This window comes from Xylella taiwanensis (assembly GCF_013177435.1).
GTDB classification, from domain to species: Bacteria; Pseudomonadota; Gammaproteobacteria; order Xanthomonadales; family Xanthomonadaceae; genus Xylella; species Xylella taiwanensis.
Map to the genome: position 1 here is coordinate 417,075 of NZ_CP053627.1, position 15,123 is coordinate 432,197.

The window sequence follows — 15,123 nt, forward strand, 5'->3', positions numbered from 1 at the left end:
AGAACCACGAAGCGAATGAAGTGTCAGCTTGGTTATTTTCTGTTGATATGCCTGTTGCTGTGCTTGGTGGTACCAGCAGGCGCGCAGTCGCTGATGCTTGACCGCTTGGATGACGACCCGCCAGCACACGAGGTGTTGGCCGGTGTATACGATGCTATGTTGCGCCCGAATCACAACGTTGGTAGCAGCATCTATGAATCGGCGCGACATCCGGTCTGGTGGCGTATCCGCGCTGACCGTCAGATCACTGCGGCTGGGCAACCGAAGTTGCAAATCGAATTTCCGTATCTGAATTGGGTCGAGGCTTGGGTGCCGGGGCGTCATGTACCGAGCCGCCATGCTATCTACGGACCGGCGGCGGACCGCCGCTACTCTACACGTGCATTGGTGATCGACTTACCCGATGGGCTTCCGCAGGGGAAAGCAGTATGGTTGCGTGTGCATGCACAGACCACAATACCGATGCCGGTTTCGATTGTGAGCAATGACGTGGTGCATCGTCGTGATCTGGATCATGTCGCTTGGTATAGTTTTATCCTTGGCTCCACGGCGGTGCTGGCCGTGCTTTCAGCCTCACTCTGGGGACGGTTGCGTGAACCTGTTTATGGTTACTTTACTGTCAATCTGGTGTGCGTACTGCTGTACCTGATCGGCTTTGACGGCGAGGCACGTGGTTTGCCGCTGCTCGGAGAGCTGTTCGGGTCCTCCCCAGTGCCGATACGGGTGGTCGCCACCTTCGGTGGCTTTGTCATCGTTAATTTCCAGCGTCACTATCTGAACACGGCGTCCCGGATACCACGGGTGGATTTGGCGTTGAAGTGTTCGGCTGGTTGGTTGCTGATGATGGCACTCTTAAACGTGGTGCCGCAGATCCAGCCATATCCGGCACTCACGTATCTTTCTTTGATGGTTGCTTCGTTGCTGCTGCTGTTTAGTTGTGCCTGGTTGGGTGGGGTCCGTGGTCACCGTGATGCTTGGGCATTGTTGGCGGCCTGGACACCATTGCTATTGTGCTCTTTGCTGCGCAGTTTGGAGTTGATTGGCTGGAATGGACTGAGTGGCAATGGTGCTTGGATTGGGTACGGGCTCAGCATGTCGCTGGGAATATCTTGTTTGCTGGTCACTCTGGTATTGGCTGATCATATGCTGGAGTTGCGGCGTGATCGCGACCGTGCAAGGTTGCTTGCGGATGTGGATAGTCTCACCGGTGCGCTGACTCGGGTTGCGATCGAGCGGAGATTAGAGCGCGATATCGATGATGCCCGGCAGATGGGCACACCATTATCGGTGGCGTTTATCGACATCGATCATTTCAAACGCATCAATGACGAATATGGTCATGCTGCTGGAGACGCTTGTCTGCGTCAGGTGGTGCAGCGTGTGCGCGACTGGCTGCGTGCCAGCGACGCGCTTGGGCGTCATGGAGGCGACGAGTTAATCGCAATCTTCCCCGGCGCTGATTTGTCAGCAGCCCGGCGCATTGCTGAGGGTATCCGTGTCGCTGTTTCAAGCCAGCCGTTGCAATTTGAGTGTACTCGGTTGCGCTGCACATTGAGTCTTGGAGTGGCTTCGTGGTTACCCGATGAATCCCTTGAAGCACTCCTACAACGTGCCGATAACGGCTTGTATGCAAGCAAGGCGGCTGGACGCGATCGGGTCAGTAGTGCCATGTAAGAGGAGGGCACATTCCTTGTGCGGGTTCAGGTGCTGTTCGACACTCTGCCCCTGGAGTGAATGCGTTGTTGTGGACTGGGTGTGTAAAGCGGTAGAGGTTTAGCGTGTTTGTTCGAGTACTAACATTGGATCGATACGCACGTTGAACCAGTTCATCCCAAAATGTAAATGCGGTCCGGTGGCTCGCCCGGTTGCGCCGACCGCACCGATCACTTGACCTTGATGCACTTGATCGCCCACTTTCACATCGATCCGTGACAGGTGCAGAAAGTTGGAACTCACTCCGGAACCATGGTCCAACAACACAGTGCCGCCTGTCAGGTACAAATCCGGCGCGGCGAAGGTAATCACACCAGCCGCTGGTGCCTTTACTGGTGTTCCGGTCGGTGCGGCGATGTCCATCCCTGAGTGGCCATTGCCTGCAGTCTGACCGTTGTAGATGCGGGCACTGCCGAAACGTCCGCTGATCCGGCCTTGCACTGGCCAGATAAAGGGTTGGGCGAAATCCGAGCGGGCGTCGTTGCGTTGGCGTGCATTGGTGAGTTGTGCCTGTTCGCGCTTGATTCGTGCAGCGATCTCAGGTGGTGGATTGACCGTTTTTGGGGGCACGCCGTTAACCACTTCGACCGGCCACGTGCGCGTTGTCACGGTGATACTGACTTGTTTGACAGCACCTTGTGGAGATTGGATACGTAGTATCAGTGGCCCGATTTCGTTACGACCTACACCAAATACGACCTGACCTTTGTCGTCGACGCGCAACATCCGTCCGGTGTATTCGACCTGGCTGCCTGCCGGGACTGTCCCGATTACCAATGCGCCTTGGGATACGCTGGTGGGGAATCCAGCGCGGGTTTCTGCTGTGCTGTCCTGGGCGTATGCAACTGCAGGTAAAGTCAGCATGACTAACATGCCGAGTCTGAGCAACTTGTTCAAAGCAAGCGTAGGCATCAGCGGTCAAATTCCAGACGCTGGCCGCTCGGTACGCCGACCAGGTGGTTGCCGTTCCACACGTGGTAGCCGTTGACCCAAGTAGCAGCGATACGAGAACGAAATGTGGTGCCTTCGAATGGTGACCAGCCACATTTAGAAAGTATTTCCTGACGTTTTACGGTGAATGGTGTGTCTTCGACCAGGACTAAGTCGGCCCAGTAGCCCTCGCGCAGGAAGCCGCGTCCAGTCACGTCAAACAGTTGCGCAGGTGCATGGGCGAACTTACGCACGATCTCGGTGGCTGGCAGCCGACCTGCATGCACCAGTTCCAGTGCTGCAACCAGTGCGTACTGGACCAGTGGCAGGCCGGAGGGGGCCTGGGCGTATGGCTGCTGTTTTTCTTCCAAGGTGTGTGGTGCGTGGTCGGTGGCGAGCACGTCGATCACGTCTTCTGCCAGAGCGGTGATCAGTGCTTCGCGGTCGCTGGCTTCCTTGATGGCTGGGTTGCACTTGATCAGGTTGCCAAGGCGTGCATAGTCCATGCGGTCAAAATGCAGGAAATGGATGCAGGTTTCAGCGGTGATGTGCTTGCATCGCTTGCCGGCCGCATTGACCAGCGGACCACTTTCGAACAGGCGTAGCTCATCGGCGGTAGAAATATGTAGTACGTGCAGCCGGGTGCCGTTCTTCTTTGCCAGTGACACCGCTAACTGTGAGGATTTCAAGCAGGCTTCGCGCGAGCGGATGTCTGGGTGTTGCTTGGCACTCAGTGTATCGCCGTAGCGGGACTGATACTCGGCCAGTGTTGCGTTGATGGTAGGTGTGTCCTCACAGTGGGTGATGATTGGGGTTGGTGCGTTGCGGAAAATCGCTTCCAGCGTGGCCTCATTGTCCACCAGCATGTTGCCTGTGGAGGCACCCATGAACACTTTAATGCCTGGACTGGTTTTTGGGTCCAGTGTATGGATTGCGTCAAGGTTATCGTTGCTAGCGCCGAGGTAGAAACCATAGTTGCCCCAGGCACGGCCGCTTGCAGCGTCGTACTTGGCTTGCAATGCGGCAGCGTCCAATGTCGGCGGGTTGGTATTGGGCATGTCCATGAAGCTGGTCAGTCCCCCTGCAACTGCAGCGGCTGATTCACTGGCAATATTGCCCTTGTGGGTCAGCCCCGGTTCGCGAAAATGCACTTGATCGTCGATCATGCCTGGCAGCAAACGGCGCCCGGCTGCGTCAACGACGATTTCACCCTTATGTGCTGATAGCCCTGTGCCGATTTGGGCGATACGCCCATTCTCGATTCTCAGATCGCTGTCGAATTCACGGCCTTCATTGATCAGGCGAGCGTTAACGATCAAGGTGGGAGTCATTGGTGGTGTCCTGTACAGCGATAAGAAGACGGATTGACCTGCGTGCTGTCGTTGTCGGGTACCGGGTCGTAGCCACCCGGTTGCAACGGATGACAGCGTACTAGCCGGCGTGCCGCCAGCCAAATGCCGCCCAGTGTGCCGAAGCGGGCAATGGCACCCATCGCGTATTCAGAACAGCTTGGTTCGAAACGGCAGTGCGGCCCTAAGAACGGACTGATGAGGCGCTTGTAAATCTTTAGCAGGACGATGAGTGGGTGCATTGTGACTTCTAAATGTTATTGGATGAATGCGCGGTTGCTTGGTTAGGTCCAGGTAGGCTATAAAGACCGGCTTTCCCAGGTCCAGGGGAATCAAGGAAGCGTGTTTCGTGGCTGCTAAAAAAACTGCAAAGAAGATTGTTTCGGTCGTCCCTCAAACTGCCAAGCCCATTGGCAAGAAAACGGCGCTTGTTCCTAGTGACAAGAAACTGCTTGCCAAGAACGCGCCTCTGTCTGCCAGGAAACACCCCGCCAGCAAGAACGCCTCTGTGAATAAGACTGTTGCTAATAAAGATGCCCCGGTCAAGCCTGTGTCCGCGAATTCTGCGGATACGATCGCTAAGCCTGCTCTGAAGTCAGCAAGTAAACCCGTTACTGTGGCGTCTGTGCCGATCGGCGATCATGGGTCTCTTCCGGTCGTAGCAATTGCGGTTAAATCTAAGTCTGCGCCTGCTAAGAATGCTGCGCTTATTTCGAAATCCGCAGCGAAGACTCCTGCCAAGTTTGATTCTTCTGCCACACTGAGTCCGTCACGTCCTGTAGGTAAGGTGGCTGTGGCAGTGAGTGGTGAAACCATGCCTCGTATGCCTAAGACTAAATATAAGGTCGTTAAATACGATGTTGATGAGGCGACGGGCCGCCCGGTGTTGCCGTTGGGTTATAAGCCCTCGTCAGAAGAGGAGTATATGAACCCGCTGCATCGGGAGTATTTCCGCCAGCGTTTAGAGCAATGGCGTAAGGATCTTGTCGAAGAATCTAAACAGACCATCGAAAACCTGCGTGAGGAGGTACGTGATATTGGCGATGAAGCTGAGCGTGCAACCCGTGAAACTGAGAATTCTCTGGAGCTCCGCACCCGTGACCGTTACCGTAAGCTGATCGCTAAGATCGATAGCACGCTCAATCGCTTGGAAATTAACGATTACGGCTACTGTGTAGATACCGGCGAGGAGATCGGTTTGGAGCGGCTTGATGCGCGCCTTACGGCTGAGCGTACGATCGATGCGCAAGAGCGTTGGGAACATATGCAAAAGCAGCAGGGCGATTGAACGCGGGTTGTTTTTCCGGTGTCTGTTTGTTGAGTGTTATTACACATTAATTGTTGTTGGTTGATACGCAATTGCCAAGCACGCTTGTCAATGAGCGTTCCCTTGTCGCTGCAGTTCTTCCGGAATGCTGGTTCTCTTCTCGTAACATATCCGCATTGTTGTTCCAAGGAGGGTGGTGCGTTGTGACTCAGTCGAGCAGACGTCGATGGCCCTGGTTATTGGGGATACTGGTTGTCCTGGGGGTGATGTTCGTACTAGGCCCGCGTACTTCTACCATGCTGCCGCCGATTGTGCCGGTGAGTGTGCCGGATCATCCCAACACTCTGATCCAGTGGTTGGCGCAACGTGAGGGTGCCGCAGGTCATCTGCGCCCGGACACAAAGGCACGCATTATCTGGGCTGATCCGTTGCATCCGGCACGTGCTGGTTGTGCGATGGTCTATCTGCATGGCTTCACTGCAAGTCAGGGTGAAGGTGCTCCCGCCCATGTTCGGTTGGCCCGTGCATTTGGCTGTAATTTGTATTTGCCCCGGTTGCCTGGACATGGTCTACAGCCGATCGATGCGTTGCGTGGCGTTGATGCCGTACAGTTGCGTCAGGCTGCGGCTGAAGCGCTCGCGGTAGCGCGTGTGCTGGGCGAGCGCGTGGTGGTGATTGGTACCTCCATGGGGGGCGCCCTGGCTACCCAAGCTGTGGCCGCTGATCCACGCCAAGTTCAGGCGTTGGTGTTGTGGTCGCCGCTCGTGCGTGAGCGTGACGAACAGTTGCGTGTATTGGGATGGCCTTGGGGGAGCCAATTACTGGTCTGGGTCAAAAACAGTGGTGATCCGGTGATGCGCTGGCCTGTTAAAAGCGCGTACTGGGCGAGTGGGGCGCATCTGGATGGATATCGTGCGTTGTACACACTGAGTCGAGGGGGGATGCATCCGTCAGTGTATGCTCAGGTACGAGTACCAGTGTTTGTTGGTTATTACTACCGCGATGCGCAGCATCAGGATTCGGTGATCTCGGTCGAGGCGCTGCGTACGATGTTTACCCAATTTGGGACGCCGCTAAAGCAGCGCCAGCTACTGGTGTTTCCGGAGGCCGATGACCATGTGATCGCCTCGCCATTGCGTTCCCGTGCCGCTTCCCAGGTGTTCACGGCAACCTGTCGCTTCATAGCCATTCAAGGCGGTCTGCACTTAGTGCCCACCATGCCGGACTGTGATCGTGCTTGGGCGGACTAGCACTGGGTGTGTGTAGGAACCGCTGCTCTCTTGTGATGGCGGAAGCCAGTGTTTCAAAAAGCCAGAAGGCGCAACAAATGGCAAAGTACACACTCGATGTCATGGTTAAATTTTAGTATTTCCTGAGTTGCCTGGTGATCGAGATCATAGACTGTTTAATTAAGGGACATCATCTCCTGGAGCGCGCGCTGCAATAAGCACGTGCAACGGGCGATGCGGTGGCCCGACCTGCTTGAGCAACAGCTACTTACGACCTTGCGGCACATCGTGTACTTATCCGGGTGATAGAGAGCATGTGATGGGCGCGCGTACCTCCGTTGCGAGCAAGTGATTTTTTTCTTGATGTTCCACCCACTAAGAAATGTTCCGATCGTGGACCGACCGTTTTTTGAGGCGCGTCGGTGCCGTCCGGATGCATCTTCACGCTGATGCTGTCTAGCGACACAACCTGGAGCTCGATCTGCACGATGGGTGCTTGCTGGAGTGGCTCGAAAGCTTGATCCAGCAGCCCCGTTTCGCCCATTGGTTTGTATGCGTGTAGATCGGTGCTAGTGACCGAAGCGCTTGGGCAGGTGATGCCATTGGCAGCCGTACTCAGTGAGATACACGATGGCGTTGAGTACTTGCAGATGCTTTGGACTGACGTTGCGGTGTTGCCTCGGCAGACAATGTTCGACCATGCACACATGGGGTTGCACTGATTTCCATGCGTTCACTGCCGCATGGAAATCATCTCAACACTATTAGTGTTCACAGATCCCACTCCAAGAGAGGCTCAAGTCATGTCTTCGATTCCTGACATTTGACACCGATCAACATGCCATTATCTCGACTTGACCATCACAGCTAAAAGCAGCGGGCTTAGTGTCCTGAAGTCAGACGACGGTATCACTGCCATTCCTGTATCGCAGCGCTTTATCGTGGTATCCCAAAACAACGTGCCCTATGAAGCGGGTGCGGTGACGCTCATCCATCCTTGGGAAGGTATAGCGCTAGCTTTCAACCCCGTTTTACCCTGTTACCGTGATGTAAACATAAAAGGCTGCGTCTCGGTGCTGGTTATGGTGATGGGATCGGGCAGTGCCTACAGCAGCACCACGACGAGTGCGATGCATGCGTATGCGACCCACTTGATGTACACGCGGCAAATGATCGCCATCACTGGGGTGACCTCCTATATTGCACCGCGCGGCGAAGTGATGAGCACGGACACAATTGAGACGATTCTGTAATCGATGCTTGTCAAGCCATGCGTCAAGATCGTCATCATGGCGGTCTTGACGCTTACGGTGCACGGCTAAGCCAACGCGGTCATGGATGTGGGACACCGGCTTGTCGAACGCGATGAACATCACAGACCGCCCTCTGTCCGTGCACATCTATCAGGTACTCGATGTGTTCTTGGGCAAAGGGCTGGAGATTAGGTGGCGTGCTTACAGAAAGCCGACGTGGCCGAATAGAACCTCAGCACGCTGCTTGGATGCGCCATTCCCAGCCTGATGGCGGCTACGATGATGGCGCATTGGCTGTTACAGGTCACGCAGGTCCAACCGGCGTAGCCGCGGTGCCTTCAGTGCGGTGATGCTCACCACCACTAAAGTCATACAGCCACCCAGAATCACGGCGTGGACCAGACCAATAAAACGTGCCATAACGCCGTCATAGAATGCGCCCAGTTCATTAGACGAACCAATGAAGATGCTATTGATCGCTGAGACCCGTCCACGCATCTCGTCCGGTGTCACCAATTGCAGAATGGCTGCGCGCAAGACGACTGAGACCCCATCGCAGGCTCCATAAACCAGAAGGATGGCCGCTGACAGCCAAAAGTGTTGGGACAGGCCGAACGCGATCGTACACACCCCGAATCCGGCGACTGCCAGCAGGAGTGCGCGTCCTGCGTGACGCTGCAGCGGGTACCGTGCCAGCCATAGCCCGGCCAGTACCGAACCCAGTGCCGGCGTGCCGCGCAGAATGCCTAGACCTTCTGGGCCATAGTGAAAGATATCTTGGATAAATGCTGGCAGCATCGATACTGCGCCACCCAAGAGTACGGAAAACATGTCCAGCGCCATCGCTCCAAGCATGATCTGATTGGAGAATACAAAGCGTGCTCCCTCGGCGATGCTGCGCAATACGGGGGCACGTGGTTTGTCGACGGTGGGTTCCTCGATCCGCAGGAGTGCCAGTGCGAGCAGCGCGACAGCTGCCGCTGCCACCGCGGTAGCATACGCAAGCCCTTTGCCGCCGCAGGCGATCAGGATGCCCGCCAGCACGGGGCTGAGTACTAAGCTGGTCTGAAACACCACCGTGCCAAGTCCAGCGCCACGTGCATAGTCTTCGCGTCGTAGCACACGTGCGAAGAGCGCGTTGTACACCGGTACTAGAAAGGAGCGCACCATGCCACTGAGGCTGGCCGCAACGTAGATGGGCCAAGTACTGTGCACCGACGCCATGTCTAAAGCGGTTATCAATAGAATCGCTGGAGTGATCGTCAGGCCGACACTGGCGATCATTCCGAGCCGGCGTTGCGGCAGATGGTCGACCAGATAACCGGCGAATGGAGCGATGCAGAAAAACGGCAAGATCTCAGCCAGAGCGACCAGACCCAGTAGGAACGGGTTATGGGTAATCTCGTAGATGTGCCAGCCGATCGTCACGGAGACAATCTGGTAGGACAGCGTTGCTGCGATGCGATATGCCAGCACGTAGGCGAAACCAGTGCGGTATAGCAGGGTGCGTAATGTTGGGGTGGATGATGGTGAGGTGCTCATGCGGTGAGTGCTTGTGCTGTGTTGCGAATAAAGTCGAGCATGGCGGCTACACCGTTGTTGCGTGTTGGCGACAGGTGCTTGGCTAGGTCGATGTTGGTGATGTAATTGGAGGGGGTTCCCAGGATCTCGGCGGCACTACGTCCGGAATACACGCGCAGTGCCAGATAGATCAGGCCGGAGACAATAGCCGAGTCGCTGGTCCCATAGAAGTTGAGATGTTCACTATTGCCTTCAGGCACGATCCACACCATTGACTGGCAGCCGTGCAGACGGTGTTCCTCCGTCTTCCAGATCTCGGGGAACAGCGGGAGCTTGCGTCCGAGGTCGATCAGATATTGATAGCGTTCGGACCAATCCCCAAAGCAAGAAAACTCCTCGACAATGGCTGCTTGGGCAGCGGTGGCAGTGGATTCCAGTGGAAATGGATGATCGATCATGGTCTTGATCAGTGCGGCTCCGCGTACGGTGACGATAGGGTGAGATGGCGGTATGCCCGTTGCTCCGAGTCATGATGCGCAGGCTCGATCTTGCAGCGAGACAGCGTCGGCGATGATTCCCGCAGGATCAGCAGGCGCTAAAACGAGGGGATGAAACAAGCCATAAAACGCACTTGCTGATGCATCAAGTGATTGCCGCATGTGTTTGGATGAATCCTTTATGGGTACTGCTTAATCCAGCGTACTCCCTGCGGAGTGTCCTCAAGGACGATACCTGCCGCGGCGAGTTGTGCGCGGATCGCGTCGGCACGGACAAAATCCCGAGCCTGCTTGGCGGTACGGCGTGCCTCGATCAGGGCTTGGATATGCGTTTCGTCGCTGTCGCTGGTGCCTTGGCTGAACCAAGCGTCTGGCGTTTGCTGAAGCAGACCAAGCACGAGTCCGGCACCGAGCAGCTCGGCTTTCAGCCGTGCAAGTGACGTAGCCTCGGCTGATGCGTGATTTTTTGTGTCAGCGAGCCGGATGCGTGCCTCGTTTGCCAGTGTGGCCAGCTCGGCTAATGCCTGTGGCGTGTTCAGATCGTCATCCAAGGCTGCTTCGACGTTTGCCGGGATGGTGGGGTGCGCCGGATAGGCAGCCAAGTCGCGTAGCGTCCCATAAAGCCGATTCAGCGTGCGTACCGACTGTGTGATGAGTGTTTCAGACCAGTCCAGCGGTTTGCGATAGTGTGCCGACAACAGTGCGTAACGCAGTGCTTCGGGCGGATGCTTGGTGGTCAGTGCGTGCACGGTTTCGATGTTGCCTAGCGATTTGCTCATTTTGGCACCGTTGAAATTGAGCATCCCGTTGTGCATCCAGACCCGTGCGAAGGTGGTGCTGCCGTGTGCGCAGCGACTTTGTGCGATTTCGTTTTCGTGGTGCGGAAATTGCAGATCGATCCCGCCGGCGTGGATATCGATGGTCTCACCCAAATGTGCTGCGGCCATTGCTGAGCACTCAATATGCCAGCCCGGGCGGCCGCGCCCCCAGGGCGAGTCCCAACCTGGTAGCGTCTCGTTGGAAGGTTTCCATAGCACGAAATCACTTGGGTCGCGTTTGTAGGGAGCGATCTCGACCCGTGCGCCAGCCAGCATCTCTTCCGGATCCCGGCGTGAGAGCTGCCCATAATCTGGAAAGCTGTTGACCGCGAACAGCACGTGCCCCGCGGCGGCATAGGCGTGCTGGCGTTCGATCAGCCGTTCGATCATGGCGATGATATGTGGGATGTGCGCGGTGGCTTCCGGCTCAATGTCGGGCGGCTCCACGCCGAGTTTTCTCATATCCCTGCGGTAAGCAGCGGAGAAGCGTTCAGTGATGGCCGAAATAGGAAGGCCCTGTTCCTGCGCAGCGGCGTTGATCTTGTCATCCACGTCGGTGATATTGCGTGCGTAGCGCAGTGCGCCATAACGTCGTCGCAGTAGCGCTGCCAACACCCCAAACACCACTGGACCGCGGGCGTTGCCGATATGCACATAGTTGTAGACGGTGGGGCCGCATACATACATAGTGGGGCATGCCGGGTCGAGCGGTTGGAACGGCTCGACTCTCCGATGAAGGGTGTTGTAAAGGTGCAGACTCATCACGGACCATCGCAGGAGCAATGTCGGATTCTAGCGCTTGAGATCGTGCATTGCGGCGTTCGCTGATACTTTGGGCTGCGATTGACTGCCAGATAGGTTTTGTTCAGCCCCATAGCAGCCCCGGTCTTACACTACGTTCCGTTAGTACACGCTTGAATGGGATTGATGCGCTTTCCATTGTTATTTTTCACCTGCTGCGTGTTGGCGTGTGTTGTGATGCCTTCGTGGGCCGTGCATCCCCGGAAGACTGATCTGAAGAATCTAGGTATCGTCGGGAACGTAAAGTTTGATTACGCCCGGGTGCTGAAGGTTGAACCGGTCTATCAGACGTGGCATGCCAGCCATGTTGAAGAGCAGTGCGATTCATCGTCGCTGGCTGAGTTTTCTCCCGATTTAGTCTCGGGGCCTGAAAGTCATAGAAAGATTTCGCGGATCATGGAGTTGGTAAAAGATCTGTTTGGTCATCACCGCACGCACGCATTGCAAGCGCCACCAACGGCTCCAACTAATACCCAGCGCAATTGCCGTATCGTCGAGGTGCCGCGCGAATTTCGCCGTCCGATTGCCTATGATGTTGATTACATTTATAAGGGCACGAAGTATCGCTCACGCCTTCCTGAAGATCCTGGGAATCTGTTACCTGTGCGAGTGCTGGTGACGCCTTACCTCAATGAACACAACTTCCCGCCGCCACGTTGAAAGCAAAGCGATATTTTTCAATGCGGGGTGCGATGCAGCGACAGCTCTGGGCTTACCGATGAACGGTACCTTGTTGGAGTTGCGCTGGTACCCCATGCATGGGAGGATGCGCACCCCTACAAATAAACCTTGATATGACACCAGCAGTGCTTGTTTGGCTTCCAGTTTGACCTTGCGTCTGCATCGGCTGGAATTCAGGGTTCTTAATGGGTAATTTGTGGAGTGTTTTGTCATCCGTTCAAAAAAACCCAGCCCGATGCTGGGTTTTTTCATTTTGGTGTTGCTACGGGTTCAATGATTAAAAATACTGCACATTCTGCGTACCTTGGTTGTTTCGCGGCGGCTCTTCATTGCAAATCATTGCAAAGGATCGATTGATGGCGTTGAAGCATTTTTTGAATACCCAGGACTGGAGCTGCTCTGAACTGGATGCACTGCTCACGCAAGCCCGTGCGTTCAAGCACAACAAGCTAGGGAACGCACTGAAGGACAAGTCGATCGCGTTGGTGTTCTTCAACCCGTCGATGCGTACCCGCACCAGCTTTGAACTAGGTGCGTTCCAGCTTGGTGGTCACGCCATTGTGTTACAGCCTGGCAAGGATGCGTGGCCGATCGAGTTCCATCTGGGCACAGTGATGGAGGGGGATGCTGAGGAACACATCTCGGAAGTCGCCAGGGTCCTGGGCCGTTACGTTGACCTCATCGGCGTGCGTGCGTTCCCGAAGTTTTCGGACTGGACTTACGATCGCCAAGACATCGTGCTCAACAGTTTTGCCAAATATTCGCCGGTGCCGGTGATCAACATGGAGACCATCACCCATCCGTGTCAGGAATTGGCGCATATCATGGCGTTGCAGGAATACTTTGGCACCTCGGACTTGCGTGGCAAGAAGTACGTATTGACCTGGACTTATCACCCCAAACCGTTGAATACGGCAGTGGCCAATTCGGCACTGACCATCGCCACTCGCTTGGGGATGGATGTGACCCTGTTGTGTCCAACGCCAGATTACGTCCTGGATGAGCGTTACATCGATTGGGCACGGCAGAACATTGCTGAGAGTGGCCGCACGTTTCAGGTCAGCCACGACATCGACAATGCCTACCGTGGTGCCGACGTGGTTTACGCCAAGAGTTGGGGCGCACTCCCGTTCTTTGGCAACTGGGCGATGGAAAAACCGATCCGCGACCAATACAGGCACTTTATTGTTGACGAAACCAAAATGACGTTGACCAACAACGCGGTGTTCTCGCATTGCTTGCCGTTGCGCCGTAACGTCAAGGCGACCGATGCAGTGATGGATGCATTTAACTGCATTGCCATTCATGAGGCTGAGAACCGTCTGCACGTGCAGAAGGCAATCATGGCCATACTCGCTTCCCAATAATTCACGATACTTTTTTGGAACTTCCCCCATGAGCAAGAAAGACATCGTCCTGGCCTTCTCCGGCGGACTCGACACCAGCTTTTGCATCCCATACCTTCAGGAGCAAGGCTATACCGTGCACACGGTGTTTGCCGACACGGGCGGTGTCGACGAAGAGGAGCGTGACTTCATTGAGAAACGCGCGGCTGAATGTGGTGTGGCCAGCCATCTGACCGTCGATGGTGGCCCCGCGATCTGGGAGGGCTTCGTCAAGCCTTTTGTCTGGGCTAGCGAAGCCTACCAAGGCCAGTACCCGCTCCTTGTTTCTGACCGTTACTTGATTGTGGATGCTGTACTCAAACGCGCCGATGCACTGGGCACGTGTGCGATCGCCCATGGGTGTACCGGAATGGGGAACGATCAGGTGCGTTTCGATCTTGCCATCAAGGCGCAGGGCGATTACACAATCATTGCGCCGATTCGTGAAATCCAGAAAGAACACCCCCACACCCGTACCTACGAACAGAAGTATTTGGAAGAACGTGGCTTCGGTGTCCGTGCCAAACAGAAGAACTATACGATCAATGAAAACTTACTGGGCATTACCCTGTCTGGTGGCGAGATCGACAAGTGGGAACCCCCCGGCGAGGGCGTCCGTGGCTGGTGCGCGCCGCGCAGCGCGTGGCCGACCGAGCCCCTGACGGCGGCCATCAAATTTGTTGAGGGCGAAGCCGTGGCGGTGGACGGTAAGCCGCTCCCCGGTGCTCAGATCCTGATGAAGCTCAACAAGCTTTTTGCTCCCTATGGGGTTGGCCGCGGTATTTACACCGGCGATACCGTCATTGGCTTGAAGGGCCGCATCGTATACGAAGCGCCTGGACTGAATGCGCTGCTGACCGCACATCGTGCGCTGGAGGAGGCGGTGTTGACCAAACAGCAGAACCGCTTCAAACCGCAGGTGGCGCGTAAATGGGTTGAACTGATTTACGAAGGTTTTTTCCATGATCCGTTGAAGACGGATTTGGAGTGTTTCTTGAAATCCTCCCAGGCCAAGGTGAACGGTGAGGTCGTGCTTGAAACCCGTGGTGGCCGTGTTGATGCCGTAGCGGTGCGCTCACCACACATCCTCAGCAGCAAGGGCGTGACCTATGCCCAGTCGGCCGACTGGGGTGTTGAGGAAGCCGAGGGGTTCATCAAGCTGTTTGGTATGAGCTCCACCTTATACGCTCAGGTGAATCGCTCACTGGGCCCCTGACCTTGGCGTGCAACCGTAGGCGCCTTGTCGTACGGCAGTGCTTTTGTTCCTTGTGCCAACGGCCTTGTTCACATACCGGAGCAGGGACATACCATTTGTTTTCACTTGTCTGGACGCGGTCCATGAGCCCACCTTGCAGCAGCACCGCAAAAAACATGTGTTGGAGATGGAACCTGCATTCCGTCATTTCCTGGATGACGCAATGCACGGACACTGTTGTCTTCCCCTTTAGACAACGCTATCCCGCTGCGTGCATCGCCAGCCGTGAGCAACTGTATCGATGCAGCAGGGCAGATGATGTTCATACGCAGGGTCATCGATCGTTTTATATAAGGCGCTTGCATATTGCTGAAGTCATCCCTCCGCCAGTGCAACGGCGGAGGGATATTCTGCCGGCCATAGGTGACATTGATGGAGTATCTCTCCAACCCCATGTTGACGTACCGCTTGCGTCACAGCGGCT

14 protein-coding genes are annotated in these 15,123 nt (G+C 55.7%); 7 read left to right on the plus strand and 7 right to left on the minus strand.

The annotated features are described in order from the left end of the window. The first annotated feature begins 15 nt into the window (after nt 1–15). Nucleotides 16–1,674: a GGDEF domain-containing protein gene (locus tag PLS229_RS01590; RefSeq protein ID WP_038270779.1), complete on the plus strand. Its 1,659-nt coding sequence runs from the start codon at nt 16–18 to the stop codon at nt 1,672–1,674. Between the two features lie 99 nt (nt 1,675–1,773). On the opposite strand, the gene PLS229_RS01595 is transcribed toward PLS229_RS01590, so the two are convergent. From PLS229_RS01595 to yidD, 3 genes are read right to left on the minus strand one after another with little or no spacing between them, the layout of a single operon-like run. Then, on the minus strand, nt 1,774–2,577 hold the full coding sequence (locus PLS229_RS01595) for a M23 family metallopeptidase (RefSeq protein ID WP_230428269.1): 804 nt from the start codon (nt 2,575–2,577) through the stop codon (nt 1,774–1,776). Nucleotides 2,578–2,624: 47 nt separating this feature from the next. Then, entirely contained in the window at nt 2,625–3,974 is a 1,350-nt protein-coding gene (locus PLS229_RS01600) for a dihydroorotase (protein WP_038270776.1), read from the minus strand. Further along, nucleotides 3,971–4,234: a membrane protein insertion efficiency factor YidD gene (yidD, locus tag PLS229_RS01605; RefSeq protein ID WP_038270775.1), complete on the minus strand. Its 264-nt coding sequence runs from the start codon at nt 4,232–4,234 to the stop codon at nt 3,971–3,973. Before yidD ends, PLS229_RS01600 begins: the two co-directional genes overlap by 4 nt. A gap of 107 nt (nt 4,235–4,341) precedes the next feature. Between yidD and dksA the strand changes: the two genes are divergently transcribed. Further along, nucleotides 4,342–5,280 (plus strand): RNA polymerase-binding protein DksA, encoded by a 939-nt coding sequence (dksA, locus tag PLS229_RS01610; protein ID WP_038270774.1) that lies wholly within the window; start codon nt 4,342–4,344, stop codon nt 5,278–5,280. 182 nt (nt 5,281–5,462) lie between these two features. Then, nucleotides 5,463–6,509 carry an alpha/beta hydrolase gene (locus tag PLS229_RS01615; RefSeq protein WP_038270773.1) on the plus strand — a complete coding sequence of 349 codons (1,047 nt, stop codon included), beginning with the start codon at nt 5,463–5,465 and terminating at the stop codon, nt 6,507–6,509. A 548-nt stretch (nt 6,510–7,057) separates the two neighbouring features. On the opposite strand, the gene PLS229_RS12635 is transcribed toward PLS229_RS01615, so the two are convergent. Then, nucleotides 7,058–7,189, minus strand: coding sequence for a transposase (locus PLS229_RS12635; RefSeq protein WP_081755413.1), 132 nt, complete (start codon nt 7,187–7,189; stop codon nt 7,058–7,060). A 153-nt stretch (nt 7,190–7,342) separates the two neighbouring features. Between PLS229_RS12635 and PLS229_RS01625 the strand changes: the two genes are divergently transcribed. Beyond that, nucleotides 7,343–7,741, plus strand: coding sequence for a hypothetical protein (locus PLS229_RS01625; RefSeq protein WP_051482281.1), 399 nt, complete (start codon nt 7,343–7,345; stop codon nt 7,739–7,741). A gap of 297 nt (nt 7,742–8,038) precedes the next feature. Here PLS229_RS01625 and PLS229_RS01630 read toward each other — a convergent pair whose 3' ends face one another. The 3 genes from PLS229_RS01630 to cysS form a co-directional block, all read right to left on the minus strand. Further along, complete coding sequence (locus PLS229_RS01630; RefSeq protein ID WP_038270772.1) at nt 8,039–9,283, minus strand: MFS transporter; 1,245 nt, start codon at nt 9,281–9,283, stop codon at nt 8,039–8,041. Continuing rightward, nucleotides 9,280–9,720, minus strand: a complete 441-nt coding sequence (locus PLS229_RS01635; protein ID WP_038270771.1) for a SufE family protein — start codon at nt 9,718–9,720, stop codon at nt 9,280–9,282. The genes PLS229_RS01630 and PLS229_RS01635 overlap by 4 nt, the downstream gene beginning before the upstream one ends. Before the next feature lie 218 nt (nt 9,721–9,938). After that, nucleotides 9,939–11,339 carry a cysteine--tRNA ligase gene (gene cysS / locus PLS229_RS01640; RefSeq protein ID WP_038270770.1) on the minus strand — a complete coding sequence of 467 codons (1,401 nt, stop codon included), beginning with the start codon at nt 11,337–11,339 and terminating at the stop codon, nt 9,939–9,941. A 156-nt stretch (nt 11,340–11,495) separates the two neighbouring features. On the opposite strand from cysS, the gene PLS229_RS01645 reads away from it, so the two are divergent. From PLS229_RS01645 to PLS229_RS01655, 3 genes are all read left to right on the plus strand, one after another. Then, complete coding sequence (locus tag PLS229_RS01645) at nt 11,496–12,038, plus strand: hypothetical protein (RefSeq protein ID WP_038270769.1); 543 nt, start codon at nt 11,496–11,498, stop codon at nt 12,036–12,038. Between the two features lie 377 nt (nt 12,039–12,415). Continuing rightward, nucleotides 12,416–13,426, plus strand: a complete 1,011-nt coding sequence (locus PLS229_RS01650; RefSeq protein WP_114867062.1) for an N-acetylornithine carbamoyltransferase — start codon at nt 12,416–12,418, stop codon at nt 13,424–13,426. A 28-nt stretch (nt 13,427–13,454) separates the two neighbouring features. Continuing rightward, nucleotides 13,455–14,660, plus strand: coding sequence for an argininosuccinate synthase (locus PLS229_RS01655; protein WP_038270767.1), 1,206 nt, complete (start codon nt 13,455–13,457; stop codon nt 14,658–14,660). Nucleotides 14,661–15,123: the final 463 nt, after the last annotated feature.

Excerpts from the sequence above, each read along its gene's own strand:
- PLS229_RS01590 (WP_038270779.1), top strand. The coding sequence starts at position 16 with ATGAAGTGTCAGCTTGGTTATTTTCTGTTGATATGCCTGTTGCTGTGC.
- PLS229_RS01595 (WP_230428269.1), bottom strand. The coding sequence starts at position 2,577 with ATGCTGACTTTACCTGCAGTTGCATACGCCCAGGACAGCACAGCAGAA.
- PLS229_RS01600 (WP_038270776.1), bottom strand. The coding sequence starts at position 3,974 with ATGACTCCCACCTTGATCGTTAACGCTCGCCTGATCAATGAAGGCCGT.
- yidD (WP_038270775.1), bottom strand. The coding sequence starts at position 4,234 with ATGCACCCACTCATCGTCCTGCTAAAGATTTACAAGCGCCTCATCAGT.
- PLS229_RS12635 (WP_081755413.1), bottom strand. The coding sequence starts at position 7,189 with ATGGTCGAACATTGTCTGCCGAGGCAACACCGCAACGTCAGTCCAAAG.
- PLS229_RS01630 (WP_038270772.1), bottom strand. The coding sequence starts at position 9,283 with ATGAGCACCTCACCATCATCCACCCCAACATTACGCACCCTGCTATAC.
- PLS229_RS01635 (WP_038270771.1), bottom strand. The coding sequence starts at position 9,720 with ATGATCGATCATCCATTTCCACTGGAATCCACTGCCACCGCTGCCCAA.
- cysS (WP_038270770.1), bottom strand. The coding sequence starts at position 11,339 with ATGAGTCTGCACCTTTACAACACCCTTCATCGGAGAGTCGAGCCGTTC.
- PLS229_RS01645 (WP_038270769.1), top strand. The coding sequence starts at position 11,496 with ATGGGATTGATGCGCTTTCCATTGTTATTTTTCACCTGCTGCGTGTTG.
- PLS229_RS01650 (WP_114867062.1), top strand. The coding sequence starts at position 12,416 with ATGGCGTTGAAGCATTTTTTGAATACCCAGGACTGGAGCTGCTCTGAA.
- PLS229_RS01655 (WP_038270767.1), top strand. The coding sequence starts at position 13,455 with ATGAGCAAGAAAGACATCGTCCTGGCCTTCTCCGGCGGACTCGACACC.